Raw genomic sequence first — 13,212 nt, forward strand, 5'->3', positions numbered from 1 at the left:
CTGCGGTAACAGACCTGCTTTTTCAGGCCCGAAGTCTCGTAGTAGAGAGGTCGGCCGTGGTGACTCTTGGGTCAGCGGGCGGCATTATACATAGGTAGCTGGCAATCTGCCGATGGTTCATGTGCAACGATTCTCGTCCATTGGTCTAAAGGTCGCTGAGGTGTGGGGGGCGTAGAGTCTTGCGTCGTGCTTGAGTTTGGCGCTTTTCCCTTTGCTTTCAGGCTTGTATGTCGCGAACTGCGCAGCTTTGCGGCGGATGGATGGAACATAGGGTTTGCGTGCCGATTCAACTGGGGTACGCTCGGACGAAGCCAGATGTTCAATCCAAACAATGGAGTTCAGCATGGGATACAAGAAGATTCAGGTTCCAGCAGTCGGCGACAAAATCACCGTCAACGCGGACCATTCTCTCAATGTTCCTAACAACCCGATCATCCCCTTCATCGAAGGCGATGGTATTGGTGTTGATATCAGCCCGGTCATGATCAAGGTTGTTGATGCTGCTGTTAAGAAGGCTTACGGCGGCGAGCGCAAAATTTCCTGGATGGAAGTCTACGCCGGGGAGAAAGCGACTCAGGTTTACGATCAGGACACCTGGCTGCCTCAGGAAACCCTGGACGCGGTCAAGGATTACGTGGTTTCCATCAAGGGCCCTCTGACCACGCCGGTCGGCGGCGGCATCCGTTCCCTGAACGTGGCCCTGCGTCAGCAACTCGACCTGTACGTCTGCCTGCGCCCGGTGCGCTGGTTCGAAGGTGTGCCGAGCCCGGTCAAGAAACCAGGTGACGTCGACATGACGATCTTCCGCGAAAACTCGGAAGACATTTATGCCGGTATCGAATGGAAGGCCGGTTCGCCTGAAGCGACCAAGGTCATCAAGTTCCTCAAAGAAGAAATGGGCGTCACCAAGATCCGTTTCGACGAAAACTGCGGTATCGGCGTCAAGCCGGTTTCGCTGGAAGGCACCAAGCGTCTGGCGCGCAAGGCCCTGCAGTATGTGGTCGACAACGACCGCGACTCGCTGACCATCGTGCACAAAGGCAACATCATGAAGTTCACCGAAGGTGCCTTCAAGGAATGGGCCTACGAAGTGGCAGCTGAAGAATTCGGCGCGACCCTGCTGGACGGCGGTCCGTGGATGCAGTTCAAGAACCCGAAAACCGGCAAGAACGTCATCGTCAAGGATGCCATCGCCGACGCCATGCTCCAGCAGATCCTGCTGCGCCCGGCCGAATACGATGTTATCGCGACCCTGAACCTGAATGGCGACTACCTCTCCGACGCCCTGGCGGCCGAAGTGGGCGGTATTGGTATCGCGCCGGGTGCCAACCTGTCCGACACCGTGGCCATGTTCGAAGCGACTCACGGTACTGCGCCGAAGTACGCCGGCAAGGACCAGGTCAACCCGGGTTCGTTGATCCTGTCCGCCGAGATGATGCTGCGTCACATGGGCTGGACCGAAGCGGCCGACCTGATCATCAAGGGCACCAACGGCGCGATCTCTGCGAAGACCGTGACCTATGATTTCGAACGTCTGATGGAAGGCGCGAAGCTGGTGTCGTCTTCCGGGTTTGGTGATGCACTGATTTCGCACATGTAAGCGATTTGGCACAAAAAAACCGCCTTCGGGCGGTTTTTTTATGAATGGATGGCGGGTTGCCTCAGCTCGACACTGTTTGCTGCTGGGTGGCAGGTGCGGTCTGTCCATTCTCGACAGGAGCAGACGTAATCTTCACTGCATGCAACCCTTTGGGTCCCTGGACGATCTCGAAACTTACGGCTTGTCCCGCCTTGAGGGTCTTGTATCCGTCCATCTCAATGACCGAATAGTGGGCAAAGAAATCAATAAGATGACCTTCTTCGTCACGACCTTCTCTGGCGTCGGTGTTAATGAAACCGAATCCCTTGGCATTGTTGAACCATTTCACCTTACCGACAGCCATGCTCATATCCCTCTGCAACAGACTCCATCACTGGAGTATCATCCAGTACATCCGCAGTCAGATCCTGTAATTAAGATTGACTCCGCGGACCTTTTTTACCCACTGTGGGCTCTATTGGTTGTAACACCGTTTTGCCGATAGTCAAGGTGACAAGGCAGTCGGTGTTGAAATCGTTCATGACCGTCCCCACTACTGTATTCGCACAACTGACGAACCTTTCTTTCCATGCATGCAATCAGCCAGATTCGACTAACATTCAATCAGGATCGCCCTGATTCACACGACGACGATTCCGCAGGCATTGCTGTTCAGGAGGCCAAGCCTGCTTTACAGGCGCCGCCGATGTACAAGGTGGTTTTGTTCAACGATGACTACACACCGATGGATTTCGTCGTCGAAGTGCTCGAGGTGTTTTTTAACCTGAATCGCGAGCTGGCGACCAAGGTCATGCTGGCCGTCCACACAGAAGGACGGGCAGTATGTGGAGTGTTTACCCGCGACATTGCCGAGACCAAGGCCATGCAGGTCAACCAGTACGCCAGGGAAAGCCAGCATCCGCTACTCTGTGAAATCGAGAAGGACGGTTAATCGCCGACCACTTGGGTATGAGGTGAAGCTATGTTAAACCGCGAGCTCGAAGTCACCCTCAATCTTGCCTTCAAGGAGGCCCGTTCGAAGCGTCATGAGTTCATGACCGTCGAACACCTCCTGCTGGCCCTATTGGATAATGAGGCTGCCGCCACCGTTTTGCGTGCCTGCGGCGCAAACCTCGACAAACTCAAGCATGATCTGCAGGAGTTCATCGACTCCACCACGCCGTTGATTCCCGTTCATGACGAGGATCGCGAGACCCAACCTACCCTGGGCTTCCAGCGTGTCCTGCAGCGTGCTGTTTTCCACGTACAGAGCTCGGGCAAACGCGAAGTGACTGGCGCCAACGTGCTGGTTGCGATCTTCAGTGAGCAAGAAAGTCAGGCAGTGTTCCTGCTGAAACAGCAGAGCGTTGCGCGCATCGATGTCGTCAACTACATCGCACACGGCATTTCCAAAGTGCCGGGGCATGGCGATCACTCTGAAGGTGAGCAAGATATGCAGGACGACGAGGGCGGTGAGTCTTCTTCTTCAGGCAATCCTCTGGATGCTTATGCCAGCAACCTCAACGAACTCGCGCGCCAGGGTCGTATCGATCCGCTGGTCGGTCGTGAGCTCGAAGTCGAGCGTGTCGCGCAGATTCTCGCGCGTCGGCGCAAAAACAATCCGCTGCTGGTGGGCGAGGCGGGCGTGGGTAAAACCGCGATTGCCGAAGGCCTGGCCAAACGCATCGTCGACAACCAGGTGCCGGACCTGCTGGCCAACAGCGTGGTGTATTCCCTCGATCTGGGCGCCTTGCTGGCCGGGACCAAATACCGCGGCGATTTCGAGAAGCGCTTCAAGGCGTTGCTCAACGAGCTGAAAAAACGTCCGCAGGCGATCCTGTTCATCGACGAAATCCACACCATCATCGGTGCGGGTGCTGCGTCCGGTGGCGTCATGGATGCCTCGAACCTGCTCAAGCCGCTGCTGTCGTCCGGTGATATCCGTTGCATCGGTTCGACCACCTTCCAGGAATTCCGCGGGATCTTCGAGAAGGACCGTGCCCTGGCACGACGCTTCCAGAAGGTCGATGTGTCGGAGCCTTCGGTGGAAGACACCATCGGCATCCTGCGCGGCCTTAAAGGGCGTTTCGAGCTCCATCACAACATCGAATACAGTGATGAAGCCCTGCGCGCCGCCGCCGAACTGGCGTCGCGTTACATCAATGACCGGCACATGCCGGACAAGGCCATCGACGTGATCGACGAGGCGGGCGCCTACCAGCGTCTGCAGCCAATCGAGAAGCGCGTGAAACGCATCGAAGTGCCTCAGGTCGAGGACATCGTCGCGAAAATCGCGCGGATTCCGCCCAAGCACGTCACCAGCTCCGACAAAGAGCTGCTGCGTAACCTTGAGCGTGACCTGAAGCTGACGGTGTTTGGCCAGGATGCTGCGATCGACTCGCTGTCGACCGCGATCAAACTGTCCCGTGCCGGCCTCAAGTCGCCTGACAAGCCTGTCGGTTCGTTCCTGTTCGCAGGCCCGACCGGTGTCGGTAAAACCGAAGCGGCGCGTCAGTTGGCCAAGGCGTTGGGTATCGAGCTGGTTCGCTTCGACATGTCCGAATACATGGAGCGCCACACCGTATCGCGTCTGATCGGTGCGCCTCCGGGCTATGTCGGGTTTGATCAGGGCGGTTTGCTGACCGAAGCCATCACCAAGCAGCCTCACTGCGTGCTGTTGCTCGATGAAATCGAGAAGGCGCATCCGGAAGTCTTCAACCTGCTGTTGCAGGTCATGGACCACGGTACGCTGACCGATAACAACGGGCGCAAGGCGGACTTCCGTAACGTGATCGTCATCATGACGACCAACGCCGGTGCCGAAACCGCAGCGCGTGCTTCGATCGGTTTCACCCATCAGGACCACTCGTCCGATGCGATGGAAGTGATCAAGAAGAGCTTCACGCCGGAGTTCCGTAACCGTCTGGACACCATTATCCAGTTTGGTCGCCTCAGCCATGAGGTCATCAAAAGCGTGGTGGACAAGTTCCTTACCGAGCTTCAGGCGCAGCTGGAAGACAAGCGCGTGCAGCTGGAAGTAACCGACGCGGCGCGCAACTGGCTGGCAGAAGGTGGCTACGACTCGGCAATGGGCGCTCGGCCGATGGCGCGTTTGATCCAGGACAAGATCAAGCGTCCGCTGGCGGAAGAGATTCTCTTTGGCGAACTGGCCGACCATGGCGGCGTGGTGCATATCGATCTGAAGGACGGCGAGCTGACCTTCGAGTTCGAAACCACGGCGGAAATGGCCTGACGTTAACCGCAACAAAGCAAAAGGCGCCGAAAGGCGCCTTTTTGCTGTCTCGAGAAACACACAATCCCTTGTGGGAGCGGGCTTGCTCGCGAATGCGGTGGGTCAGCTTGCATCAATGTTGAATGTGCCACCGCCTTCGCGAGCAAGCCCGCTCCCACATTGTCCGTGTTTCGCAGACAAACAAAAACGCCCGGCATAAGCCGGGCGTCTTGTATTGACTTGATTAGCGAGCGAGCTCTATCTCTGTAGGAGCAAGCTTGCTCGCGATGGTCGTCAACGATGAGGCGGGGTGTCTGACTTGACGCGGTGCCCTCAGGTTTTTCGCGAGCAAGCTCGCTCCTACCTTAGCGAGCGCGGTAAGTGATGCGCCCTTTGCTCAAGTCATAGGGCGTCAGCTCGACGCGCACTTTGTCACCGGTAAGAATACGAATGTAGTTCTTGCGCATCTTGCCGGAGATATGCGCGGTTACGACGTGCCCATTTTCCAACTCCACGCGAAACATGGTGTTGGGCAGGGTGTCGACGACAGTGCCTTCCATTTCGAAGCTGTCTTCTTTCGACATGCAGTAAAGCCCTCGGTGTCCAATGAATGGCCCGGTGCAACTGCGCCAGGCAAAAGCGGCGTGCATTGTGCCCGAAAAATGGGGTTTAAGCCAAGGGGTTCTAGTTTAGGATGACCCAGCGTTGATTAATCAGCAGTTCGATGGGGCGATATTGGGTCTTGTAGCTCATCTTTTTGCAGTTTTTGATCCAGTAGCCCAGATAGACCGCCTCCAGCCGCAGCCGTTGGGCCTCGGCGATTTGCCAGAGGATCGCGTAGCGCCCCAGGCTGCGTCGCTCTTCAGAGGGTTCGTAGAAGGTGTAGACCGCCGACAGACCGTTCGGCAGTAAGTCAGTCACTGCCACGGCCAGCAACTGCCCGTCCAGGCGAAATTCGTAAAACCGCGAAAATGGCAAGTCACGCACCAGGAAGGTCGAGAACTGGTCACGACTCGGCGGGTACATATCGCCATCGGCATGCCGCTGTTCGATGTAGCGCTGATACAGGTCGAAGTATTCCTCGCTGAACTTGGGTCTGGCGGGGCGTATCTGCAAGTCGGCGTTGCGCTTGAAAATGCGTTTCTGCTGACGGTTGGGCGTAAATTGCGCCACGGGAATGCGCGCCGGTACACACGCATTGCAATTCTGACAATGGGGCCGGTAAAGATGATCGCCGCTGCGACGAAAACCCATTTCAGACAGGTCTGCATAGACATGCACATCCATGGGCTGACTAGGGTCGAGGAACAAGGTCGTGGCCTGCTCCTCGGGCAGATAACTGCAAGAGTGGGGCTGAGTGGCATAAAACTTCAAACGCGCCAACTCGGTCATGATCAACCCTCGGGATAAGCTTTTGAATTAAGTGTAAGCCACACGCGCGAAAGTCGCTCAGCAAACCCAGGTGGCACGGCTGGGTTGATCCAGATGCTGCGCAAGGTAGCGGGCAAACTCGCGACGAGGAATGGCCCGGGCGCCCAGGCTGTGCAAATGGTCGGTGGGCATCTGGCAATCAATCAGCACGAAACCCGAGTCTTTCAGATGTTTGACCAGTGTGGCAAAGCCAAATTTGGAGGCATTGTCAGCGCGGCTGAACATGGATTCGCCGAAAAACAACTGGCCCATCGCTAGTCCATAAAGCCCGCCGACCAGTTCACCTTGGTCCCAGACCTCAACCGAGTGCGCGTAACCACGCTGGTGCAGTGCGAGGTAGGCGTTCTGCATCGCTTCGGTGATCCACGTCCCGTCGGCGTAATCCCGCGGCGCTGCGCACGCGCGAATGACCGCGGAAAAATCCTGATCGAAGGTCACCTGGTAGCGTTGCTGGCGCAGCAATTTGTTCAGGCTGCGCGAGACATGCAGTTCGTCGGGAAACAGCACGGTGCGCGGATCCGGCGACCACCAGAGAATCGGCTGGCCTTCCGAGAACCACGGAAAGCAGCCATGGCGATAGGCCTGAATCAGACGATCGGCGGACAGATCGCCGCCCGCCGCCAGCAATCCGTTGGGATCGCGCATGGCTTTTTCCAGCGGCGGGAACGTCAGGGTGTTGCGTTGTAACCAAGTCAGCATGGCATCCGGGCTTACAGAGGGGGAGGGCAGTGGTGGGCGCTAAGCCCACCTTGAAGTTTGCCGTTAAACGGTCGGAATGTCGTCGAGGTATTTTTCAGCGTCCAGCGCGGCCATGCAACCGGCCCCGGCAGAGGTGACAGCCTGGCGATAAACGTGATCCGCCACATCACCGGCGGCAAACACGCCGGGGATCTCGGTGGCCGTGGCATCGCCTTCGCTGCCGCCTCTGACCCGCAGATAGCCGTTGTGCATGTCCAACTGGCCGATGAACAGGTCAGTGTTGGGCTTGTGGCCGATGGCAATGAACACGCCGGCCAGCGGCAGCTCACTGGTTTGGCCGGTATGGCTGTCCCGCAGGCGGGCGCCGGTCACGCCGCTGGCATCGCCCAGGACTTCATCGAGATTTTGATTCCAGTGCAGGCGAATATTGCCGTTGGCGGCTTTTTCGAAGAGTTTGTCCTGAAGGATTTTCTCCGAGCGCAACTTGTCGCGTCGATGAATCAGGTGAACTTCCTTGGCGATGTTGGACAAGTACAGCGCTTCTTCAACGGCGGTATTGCCGCCACCGACTACGGCGACCACCTGATTGCGATAGAAGAACCCGTCACACGTCGCGCAGGCCGAAACCCCTCTGCCGGCAAATGTCTCTTCCGAGGGCAGACCCAGGTATTGCGCCGAAGCACCGGTGGCGATAATCAATGCATCGCAGGTGTAAGTGCCGCTGTCGCCGGTAAGTTCGAAGGGGCGCTGTTGCAACTTGGCGGTGTGGATGTGGTCGTAAACGATCTCTGTGTCAAAGCGCTCGGCGTGTTTTTGCATGCGTTCCATCAGTACCGGGCCGGTCAGGCCTTCGACGTCGCCGGGCCAGTTGTCGACTTCGACAGTGGTGGTGAGCTGGCCACCTGCCTGTATCCCGGTAATGACCACCGGTTTGAGGTTGGCGCGGGCGGCATAAACGGCCGCGCTGTAACCGGCAGGGCCGGAACCCAGAATGATCAGGCGGCAATGCTTGGATTCGCTCATAAAACACCTCATAAGCCTTTGTCACAAAAGAGAATGCGTGCTCAAATTGAATCGCAGGTTGTGTGCCGTTAGCTATGCTGTTCCATGGCCTGCCAGCATGGCATCGTACGAACAAACCCGTACAATGCGTGCCGGTCACTTGAATATTCAGTGCATACCGTGTTTATAAAAACCGGAGTGCAGTGTTAAAAGTAGTCCCAGTTACGCCTGTTAACTTTTTTACCTGCCTGGATTGGGCAGTTTTTTATAGTCATCAACAGATGGACGCGCCATAGGCGCAGGAAAAGAAGCGTTTTGAAGAAATCCACCGCAGCACCTAAACCAGCCGTCGTTCCGCTCTGGCGCCAGCATTTGCACTACCGACTCAAGGAAGGTGCATTGATCGCCATCGGCGGCTTGTGCCTGTTCCTGATGATGGCCTTGCTGACTTACGGCAAGGACGATCCGGGCTGGAGCCATAACAGCAAGATCGACGATGTCCAGAACTTCGGCGGACCGGTCGGCTCGTACAGTGCCGACATCCTGTTCATGGTGCTGGGTTACTTCGCCTACATCTTCCCGATGTTGCTGGCGATCAAGGCCTGGCAGATCTTCCGTCAACGTCACGAACCGTGGCAGTGGAGCGGCTGGCTGTTCTCGTGGCGCCTGATCGGTCTGGTGTTCCTGGTGCTGTCGGGCGCGGCCCTGGCCCACATCCATTTCCATACCCCGACCGGTCTGCCGGCCGGTGCGGGCGGTGCGTTGGGGGAAAGCCTGGGCGACCTGGCCAGGAACGCGCTGAACATTCAAGGCAGCACCTTGCTGTTCATCGCACTGTTCCTGTTCGGCCTGACGGTGTTCACCGACCTGTCATGGTTCAAGGTGATGGACGTCACCGGCAAGATCACCCTCGACCTGCTCGAACTGTTCCAGGGCGCCGCCAATCGCTGGTGGGCGGCCCGTGTCGAGCGCAAGCAACTGGTTGCGCAGTTGCGTGAAGTCGACGATCGCGTGCATGACGTGGTTGCGCCGACCGTCACCGACAAACGCGAGCAGGCCAAGGTCAAGGAGCGCCTGATCGAGCGCGAGCAGGCCCTGAGCAAGCACATGTCGGACCGCGAGAAGCAGGTGCCGCCGGTGATTGCGCCGGCTCCGCCGAAACCCGCCGCGCCAAGCCAACGCGTGGAAAAGGAAAAACAGGCGCCGCTGTTCGTCGACAGCGCCGTCGAAGGCACCTTGCCGCCGATCTCGATTCTCGATCCTGCGGAAAAGAAACAACTCAATTACTCGCCTGAATCCCTGGCAGCCGTCGGCCACTTGCTGGAAATCAAGCTCAAGGAATTCGGCGTCGAAGTCTCGGTGGATTCGATTCATCCCGGCCCGGTGATTACCCGTTACGAAATCCAGCCCGCCGCCGGGGTCAAGGTCAGCCGCATCTCCAACCTCGCCAAAGACCTCGCGCGCTCCCTGGCCGTGACCAGCGTGCGGGTGGTGGAAGTGATTCCGGGCAAGACCACCGTCGGTATCGAGATTCCGAACGAAGACCGTCAGATCGTGCGCTTCTCCGAAGTGCTGTCGACCCCTGAGTACGACAACTTCAAATCCCCGGTGACTCTGGCCCTGGGTCACGACATCGGCGGCAAGCCGGTCATCACCGACCTCGCCAAAATGCCGCACTTGCTGGTGGCCGGTACGACCGGTTCCGGTAAGTCGGTGGGTGTGAACGCGATGATCCTGTCGATCCTGTTCAAGTCCGGCCCGGAAGACGCCAAGCTGATCATGATCGACCCGAAAATGCTTGAACTGTCGATCTACGAAGGCATTCCGCACCTGCTGTGCCCGGTCGTGACCGACATGAAGGACGCGGCCAACGCCCTGCGCTGGAGCGTGGCGGAGATGGAGCGGCGCTACAAACTGATGGCGAAGATGGGCGTACGTAACCTGTCCGGCTTCAACGCCAAGGTCAAGGAAGCCCAGGACGCCGGCGAGCCGCTGACCGATCCTCTGTACAAGCGTGAAAGCATTCACGACGAAGCACCGCTGCTGACCAAGCTGCCGACCATCGTTGTGGTGGTCGACGAATTTGCCGACATGATGATGATCGTCGGCAAGAAGGTTGAAGAACTGATCGCCCGTATCGCCCAGAAGGCTCGTGCGGCCGGTATTCACTTGATCCTCGCGACCCAGCGTCCGTCGGTTGACGTGATCACCGGTCTGATCAAGGCGAACATCCCGACGCGCATGGCGTTCCAGGTGTCGAGCAAGATCGATTCGCGGACCATCATCGACCAGGGCGGCGCCGAGCAACTGCTGGGCCACGGTGACATGCTCTACATGCCGCCGGGCACCAGTCTGCCGATTCGGGTTCACGGCGCGTTCGTGTCCGATGACGAGGTTCACCGGGTGGTTGAAGCCTGGAAACTGCGTGGCGCACCGGAATACAACGACGAGATCCTGGCCGGTGTCGAAGAGGCCGGCAGCGGCTTTGAGAATGGCGGCGGTGGCGGTGATGACGATGCCGAAACCGACGCGTTGTACGACGAAGCGGTGCAGTTCGTACTGGAAAGCCGTCGCGCGTCCATCTCCGCGGTTCAGCGCAAGCTGAAAATCGGCTACAACCGCGCCGCCCGCATGATCGAAGCCATGGAAATGGCCGGGGTCGTGACGTCCATGAATACCAACGGTTCGCGTGAAGTCCTGGCGCCTGGCCCGGTACGCGACTGATTTGAATTGAAAGGATGGCGCAGTGACGCGCCGTCCGAACTCCCACGAATGTTATGAGGACTCCCATGCGTCTTATCCGCATGCTGTTGCTGCCGGTACTGGCTTTGACCACGCTCTCGGCCCACGCCGATGACAAGGACGTGGCGCGTCTGACCCAACTGCTGGAAAAATCCCAGACCCTGACTGCGCGCTTCTCGCAGCTGACCCTAGATGGCAGCGGCACCCAGCTGCAGGAAACGGCCGGTGAAATGTCGCTGCAGCGTCCAGGCCTGTTTTACTGGCACACCGATGCGCCGGCCGAGCAAGTCGTGGTTTCCGACGGCAAGAAAGTCACGCTGTGGGACCCGGACCTGGAACAGGCCACCATCAAGACGCTCGATCTGCGTTTGAGCCAGACCCCGGCGTTGTTGCTGTCCGGTGACGTGTCCAAGATCAGCCAGAGCTTCGCCATCAGCGCCAAGGAAGCCGGCGGCGTGATCGACTTCACCTTGAAGCCGAAAACCAAGGACACCCTGTTCGACAGCCTGCGCCTGTCGTTCCGCAATGGCCTGGTCAATGACATGCAACTGATCGACAGCGTCGGTCAGCGCACCAACATCTTGTTTACCGGCGTGAGGGCCAACGAGCCGATCCCGGCGTCCAAGTTCAAGTTCGACATCCCTAAAGGCGCGGACGTCATCCAAGAGTAAAAAGCAGAACCCTTGTAGGAGCGAGCTTGCTCGCGATGGACTTCAGGGCACCGCGGGGTGTCAGGCATGCCGCGTTATCGTTGACGACCATCGCGAGCAAGCTCGCTCCTACAGTGGCTGCGGTGTTTATAGTGAGGTTTCATAAGCAGTGATGGACCTGTTTCGCAGTGCCCCGATTGCTCAGCCTCTGGCCGCCCGTTTGCGCGCGGCCAATCTGGACGAGTACGTCGGTCAGGAACACGTGCTCGCTCGCGGCAAGCCTTTGCGCGAAGCGCTCGAGCAGGGTGCCCTGCACTCGATGATTTTCTGGGGCCCGCCGGGTGTGGGCAAAACCACCCTGGCGCGGTTGCTGGCGGAAGTCTCGGATGCGCACTTCGAAACGGTCTCGGCAGTATTGGCCGGCGTGAAGGAAATCCGTCAGGCGGTGGAAATCGCCAAGCAGCAGGCCGGTCAGTACGGCAAGCGCACCATCCTGTTCGTCGATGAAGTTCATCGTTTCAACAAGTCGCAGCAGGATGCATTTCTGCCGTACGTTGAAGACGGCACGCTGATTTTCATCGGCGCGACCACGGAAAACCCCTCGTTCGAACTCAATAACGCGTTGCTCTCCCGGGCGCGCGTCTACGTGCTCAAAAGCCTCGACGAAGCGGCCCTGCGCAAACTGGTGCATCGCGCGCTGACCGAAGAGCGTGGCCTGGGCAAACGGCAACTGACCCTCAGCGATGAAGGTTTCCAGATGCTGTTGTCCGCCGCTGACGGCGATGGCCGGCGGCTGCTTAATCTGCTGGAAAACGCCTCGGACCTCGCCGAAGACAACAGCGAGATCGGCGTCGATCTGCTGCAAAGTCTGCTCGGCGATACCCGCCGCCGATTCGACAAGGGCGGCGAAGCGTTTTACGACCAGATTTCCGCGCTGCATAAATCAGTACGTGGATCCAATCCGGATGGCGCGTTGTACTGGTTCGCGCGGATGATCGACGGCGGTTGCGATCCGTTGTACCTGGCGCGGCGCGTGGTGCGCATGGCCAGCGAAGACATCGGCAATGCCGATCCCCGCGCCCTGAGCCTTTGCCTGGCGGCTTGGGAAGTGCAGGAGCGCCTCGGCAGCCCGGAAGGCGAGTTGGCGGTGGCTCAGGCCATTACCTATCTGGCTTGCGCGCCGAAAAGCAACGCGGTGTACATGGGTTTCAAGGCTGCCATGCGCAGCGCCACCGAACACGGTTCGCTCGAAGTGCCGTTGCACCTGCGCAACGCGCCGACCAAGCTGATGAAGCAACTCGGTTATGGCGACGAATACCGTTATGCCCACGATGAACCGGACGCTTACGCCGCCGGCGAAGACTACTTCCCCGAAGCGCTTGAGCCGCAGCCGTTCTATCAGCCGGTGCCGCGCGGCCTGGAGCTTAAGATCGGCGAGAAGCTCAATCACCTTGCACAACTTGACCGTCTCAGCCCCCGGCAGCGGAGAAAATAGTGCTTCCATTGATCGTTGCGGTTTCCATCGGCGGGATCGCCGGCACGCTGTTGCGTTTCGCCACGGGTAACTGGATCAATGCTAATTGGCCGCGGCACTTCTATACCGCGACGCTGGCCGTTAATATCGTCGGCTGTTTGCTGATCGGCGTTCTATACGGTCTGTTTTTGATACGCCCGGAGGTGCCTTTTGAAGTGCGCGCCGGGCTGATTGTCGGCTTCCTCGGGGGGCTGACGACTTTTTCATCCTTTTCACTGGATACGGTGCGCCTGCTGGAAAGCGGGCAGGTGCCGCTGGCCCTGGGCTATGCTGCCATCAGTGTATTCGGCGGGCTGCTCGCCACCTGGGCTGGCCTGTCCTTGACCAAACTTTGATAACGAGA

Annotated in this window: 12 protein-coding genes and 1 pseudogene; 7 read left to right on the forward strand and 6 right to left on the reverse strand. The window is 58.5% G+C overall.

The features are described 5' to 3' along the window. Positions 1 to 343 precede the first annotated feature (343 nt). Positions 344 to 1,600 carry an NADP-dependent isocitrate dehydrogenase gene (icd, locus tag ACYZTL_RS25925; RefSeq protein ID WP_038982523.1) on the forward strand — a complete coding sequence of 419 codons (1,257 nt, stop codon included), beginning with the start codon at positions 344 to 346 and terminating at the stop codon, positions 1,598 to 1,600. A gap of 61 nt (positions 1,601 to 1,661) precedes the next feature. Here the strand turns inward: icd and ACYZTL_RS25930 are convergent, their stop codons facing one another. Next, positions 1,662 to 1,943: a cold shock domain-containing protein gene (locus tag ACYZTL_RS25930; protein ID WP_461954126.1), complete on the reverse strand. Its 282-nt coding sequence runs from the start codon at positions 1,941 to 1,943 to the stop codon at positions 1,662 to 1,664. Between the two features lie 225 nt (positions 1,944 to 2,168). On the opposite strand from ACYZTL_RS25930, the gene clpS reads away from it, so the two are divergent. Together clpS and clpA are read left to right on the forward strand one after the other, a co-directional pair. After that, positions 2,169 to 2,531, forward strand: coding sequence for an ATP-dependent Clp protease adapter ClpS (gene clpS, locus ACYZTL_RS25935; protein WP_046032480.1), 363 nt, complete (start codon positions 2,169 to 2,171; stop codon positions 2,529 to 2,531). Between the two features lie 30 nt (positions 2,532 to 2,561). Further along, positions 2,562 to 4,832 (forward strand): ATP-dependent Clp protease ATP-binding subunit ClpA, encoded by a 2,271-nt coding sequence (gene clpA, locus ACYZTL_RS25940; RefSeq protein ID WP_461954127.1) that lies wholly within the window; start codon positions 2,562 to 2,564, stop codon positions 4,830 to 4,832. Positions 4,833 to 5,176: 344 nt separating this feature from the next. Here the strand turns inward: clpA and infA are convergent, their stop codons facing one another. The 4 genes from infA to trxB all read right to left on the reverse strand — a co-directional run bounded on the left by infA (position 5,177) and on the right by trxB (position 7,964). Beyond that, positions 5,177 to 5,395: a translation initiation factor IF-1 gene (gene infA, locus ACYZTL_RS25945; protein ID WP_002553999.1), complete on the reverse strand. Its 219-nt coding sequence runs from the start codon at positions 5,393 to 5,395 to the stop codon at positions 5,177 to 5,179. Positions 5,396 to 5,495: 100 nt separating this feature from the next. Continuing rightward, positions 5,496 to 6,203, reverse strand: coding sequence for an arginyltransferase (locus ACYZTL_RS25950; protein WP_461954128.1), 708 nt, complete (start codon positions 6,201 to 6,203; stop codon positions 5,496 to 5,498). Between the two features lie 57 nt (positions 6,204 to 6,260). Next, a complete protein-coding gene (aat, locus tag ACYZTL_RS25955; RefSeq protein WP_461954129.1) occupies positions 6,261 to 6,941 on the reverse strand; it encodes a leucyl/phenylalanyl-tRNA--protein transferase in 681 nt (226 codons plus the stop codon). Between the two features lie 63 nt (positions 6,942 to 7,004). Beyond that, the gene (gene trxB, locus ACYZTL_RS25960) at positions 7,005 to 7,964 is read right to left on the reverse strand and encodes a thioredoxin-disulfide reductase (RefSeq protein WP_461954130.1); all 960 of its coding nucleotides are present in this window, start codon (positions 7,962 to 7,964) and stop codon (positions 7,005 to 7,007) included. Positions 7,965 to 8,258: 294 nt separating this feature from the next. Between trxB and ACYZTL_RS25965 the strand changes: the two genes are divergently transcribed. Beyond that, complete coding sequence (locus ACYZTL_RS25965; protein ID WP_461954131.1) at positions 8,259 to 10,667, forward strand: DNA translocase FtsK; 2,409 nt, start codon at positions 8,259 to 8,261, stop codon at positions 10,665 to 10,667. A gap of 65 nt (positions 10,668 to 10,732) precedes the next feature. Beyond that, entirely contained in the window at positions 10,733 to 11,356 is a 624-nt protein-coding gene (lolA, locus tag ACYZTL_RS25970) for an outer membrane lipoprotein chaperone LolA (protein WP_461954132.1), read from the forward strand. 13 nt (positions 11,357 to 11,369) lie between these two features. On the opposite strand, the pseudogene ACYZTL_RS25975 reads toward lolA, so the two are convergent. Next, positions 11,370 to 11,447 (reverse strand): annotated as a pseudogene (locus ACYZTL_RS25975) (YqgE/AlgH family protein); the annotation flags it as partial. A 60-nt stretch (positions 11,448 to 11,507) separates the two neighbouring features. On the opposite strand from ACYZTL_RS25975, the gene ACYZTL_RS25980 reads away from it, so the two are divergent. Together ACYZTL_RS25980 and crcB are read left to right on the forward strand one after the other, a co-directional pair. Continuing rightward, the gene (locus tag ACYZTL_RS25980; protein ID WP_461954133.1) at positions 11,508 to 12,830 is read left to right on the forward strand and encodes a replication-associated recombination protein A; all 1,323 of its coding nucleotides are present in this window, start codon (positions 11,508 to 11,510) and stop codon (positions 12,828 to 12,830) included. Beyond that, positions 12,830 to 13,204 (forward strand): fluoride efflux transporter CrcB, encoded by a 375-nt coding sequence (gene crcB, locus ACYZTL_RS25985; protein WP_461954134.1) that lies wholly within the window; start codon positions 12,830 to 12,832, stop codon positions 13,202 to 13,204. Before ACYZTL_RS25980 ends, crcB begins: the two co-directional genes overlap by 1 nt. Positions 13,205 to 13,212: the final 8 nt, after the last annotated feature.

It is taken from the genome of Pseudomonas sp. LB3P81 (genome assembly GCF_054897965.1).

Bases quoted from the DNA above. Each gene is read 5' to 3' on its own strand.
- trxB (WP_461954130.1), bottom strand. From the start codon at position 7,964: ATGAGCGAATCCAAGCATTGCCGCCTGATCATTCTGGGTTCCGGCCCT.
- ACYZTL_RS25980 (WP_461954133.1), top strand. From the start codon at position 11,508: ATGGACCTGTTTCGCAGTGCCCCGATTGCTCAGCCTCTGGCCGCCCGT.
- aat (WP_461954129.1), bottom strand. From the start codon at position 6,941: ATGCTGACTTGGTTACAACGCAACACCCTGACGTTCCCGCCGCTGGAA.
- clpS (WP_046032480.1), top strand. From the start codon at position 2,169: ATGCATGCAATCAGCCAGATTCGACTAACATTCAATCAGGATCGCCCT.
- ACYZTL_RS25930 (WP_461954126.1), bottom strand. From the start codon at position 1,943: ATGGCTGTCGGTAAGGTGAAATGGTTCAACAATGCCAAGGGATTCGGT.
- lolA (WP_461954132.1), top strand. From the start codon at position 10,733: ATGCGTCTTATCCGCATGCTGTTGCTGCCGGTACTGGCTTTGACCACG.
- icd (WP_038982523.1), top strand. From the start codon at position 344: ATGGGATACAAGAAGATTCAGGTTCCAGCAGTCGGCGACAAAATCACC.
- infA (WP_002553999.1), bottom strand. From the start codon at position 5,395: ATGTCGAAAGAAGACAGCTTCGAAATGGAAGGCACTGTCGTCGACACC.
- clpA (WP_461954127.1), top strand. From the start codon at position 2,562: ATGTTAAACCGCGAGCTCGAAGTCACCCTCAATCTTGCCTTCAAGGAG.
- ACYZTL_RS25950 (WP_461954128.1), bottom strand. From the start codon at position 6,203: ATGACCGAGTTGGCGCGTTTGAAGTTTTATGCCACTCAGCCCCACTCT.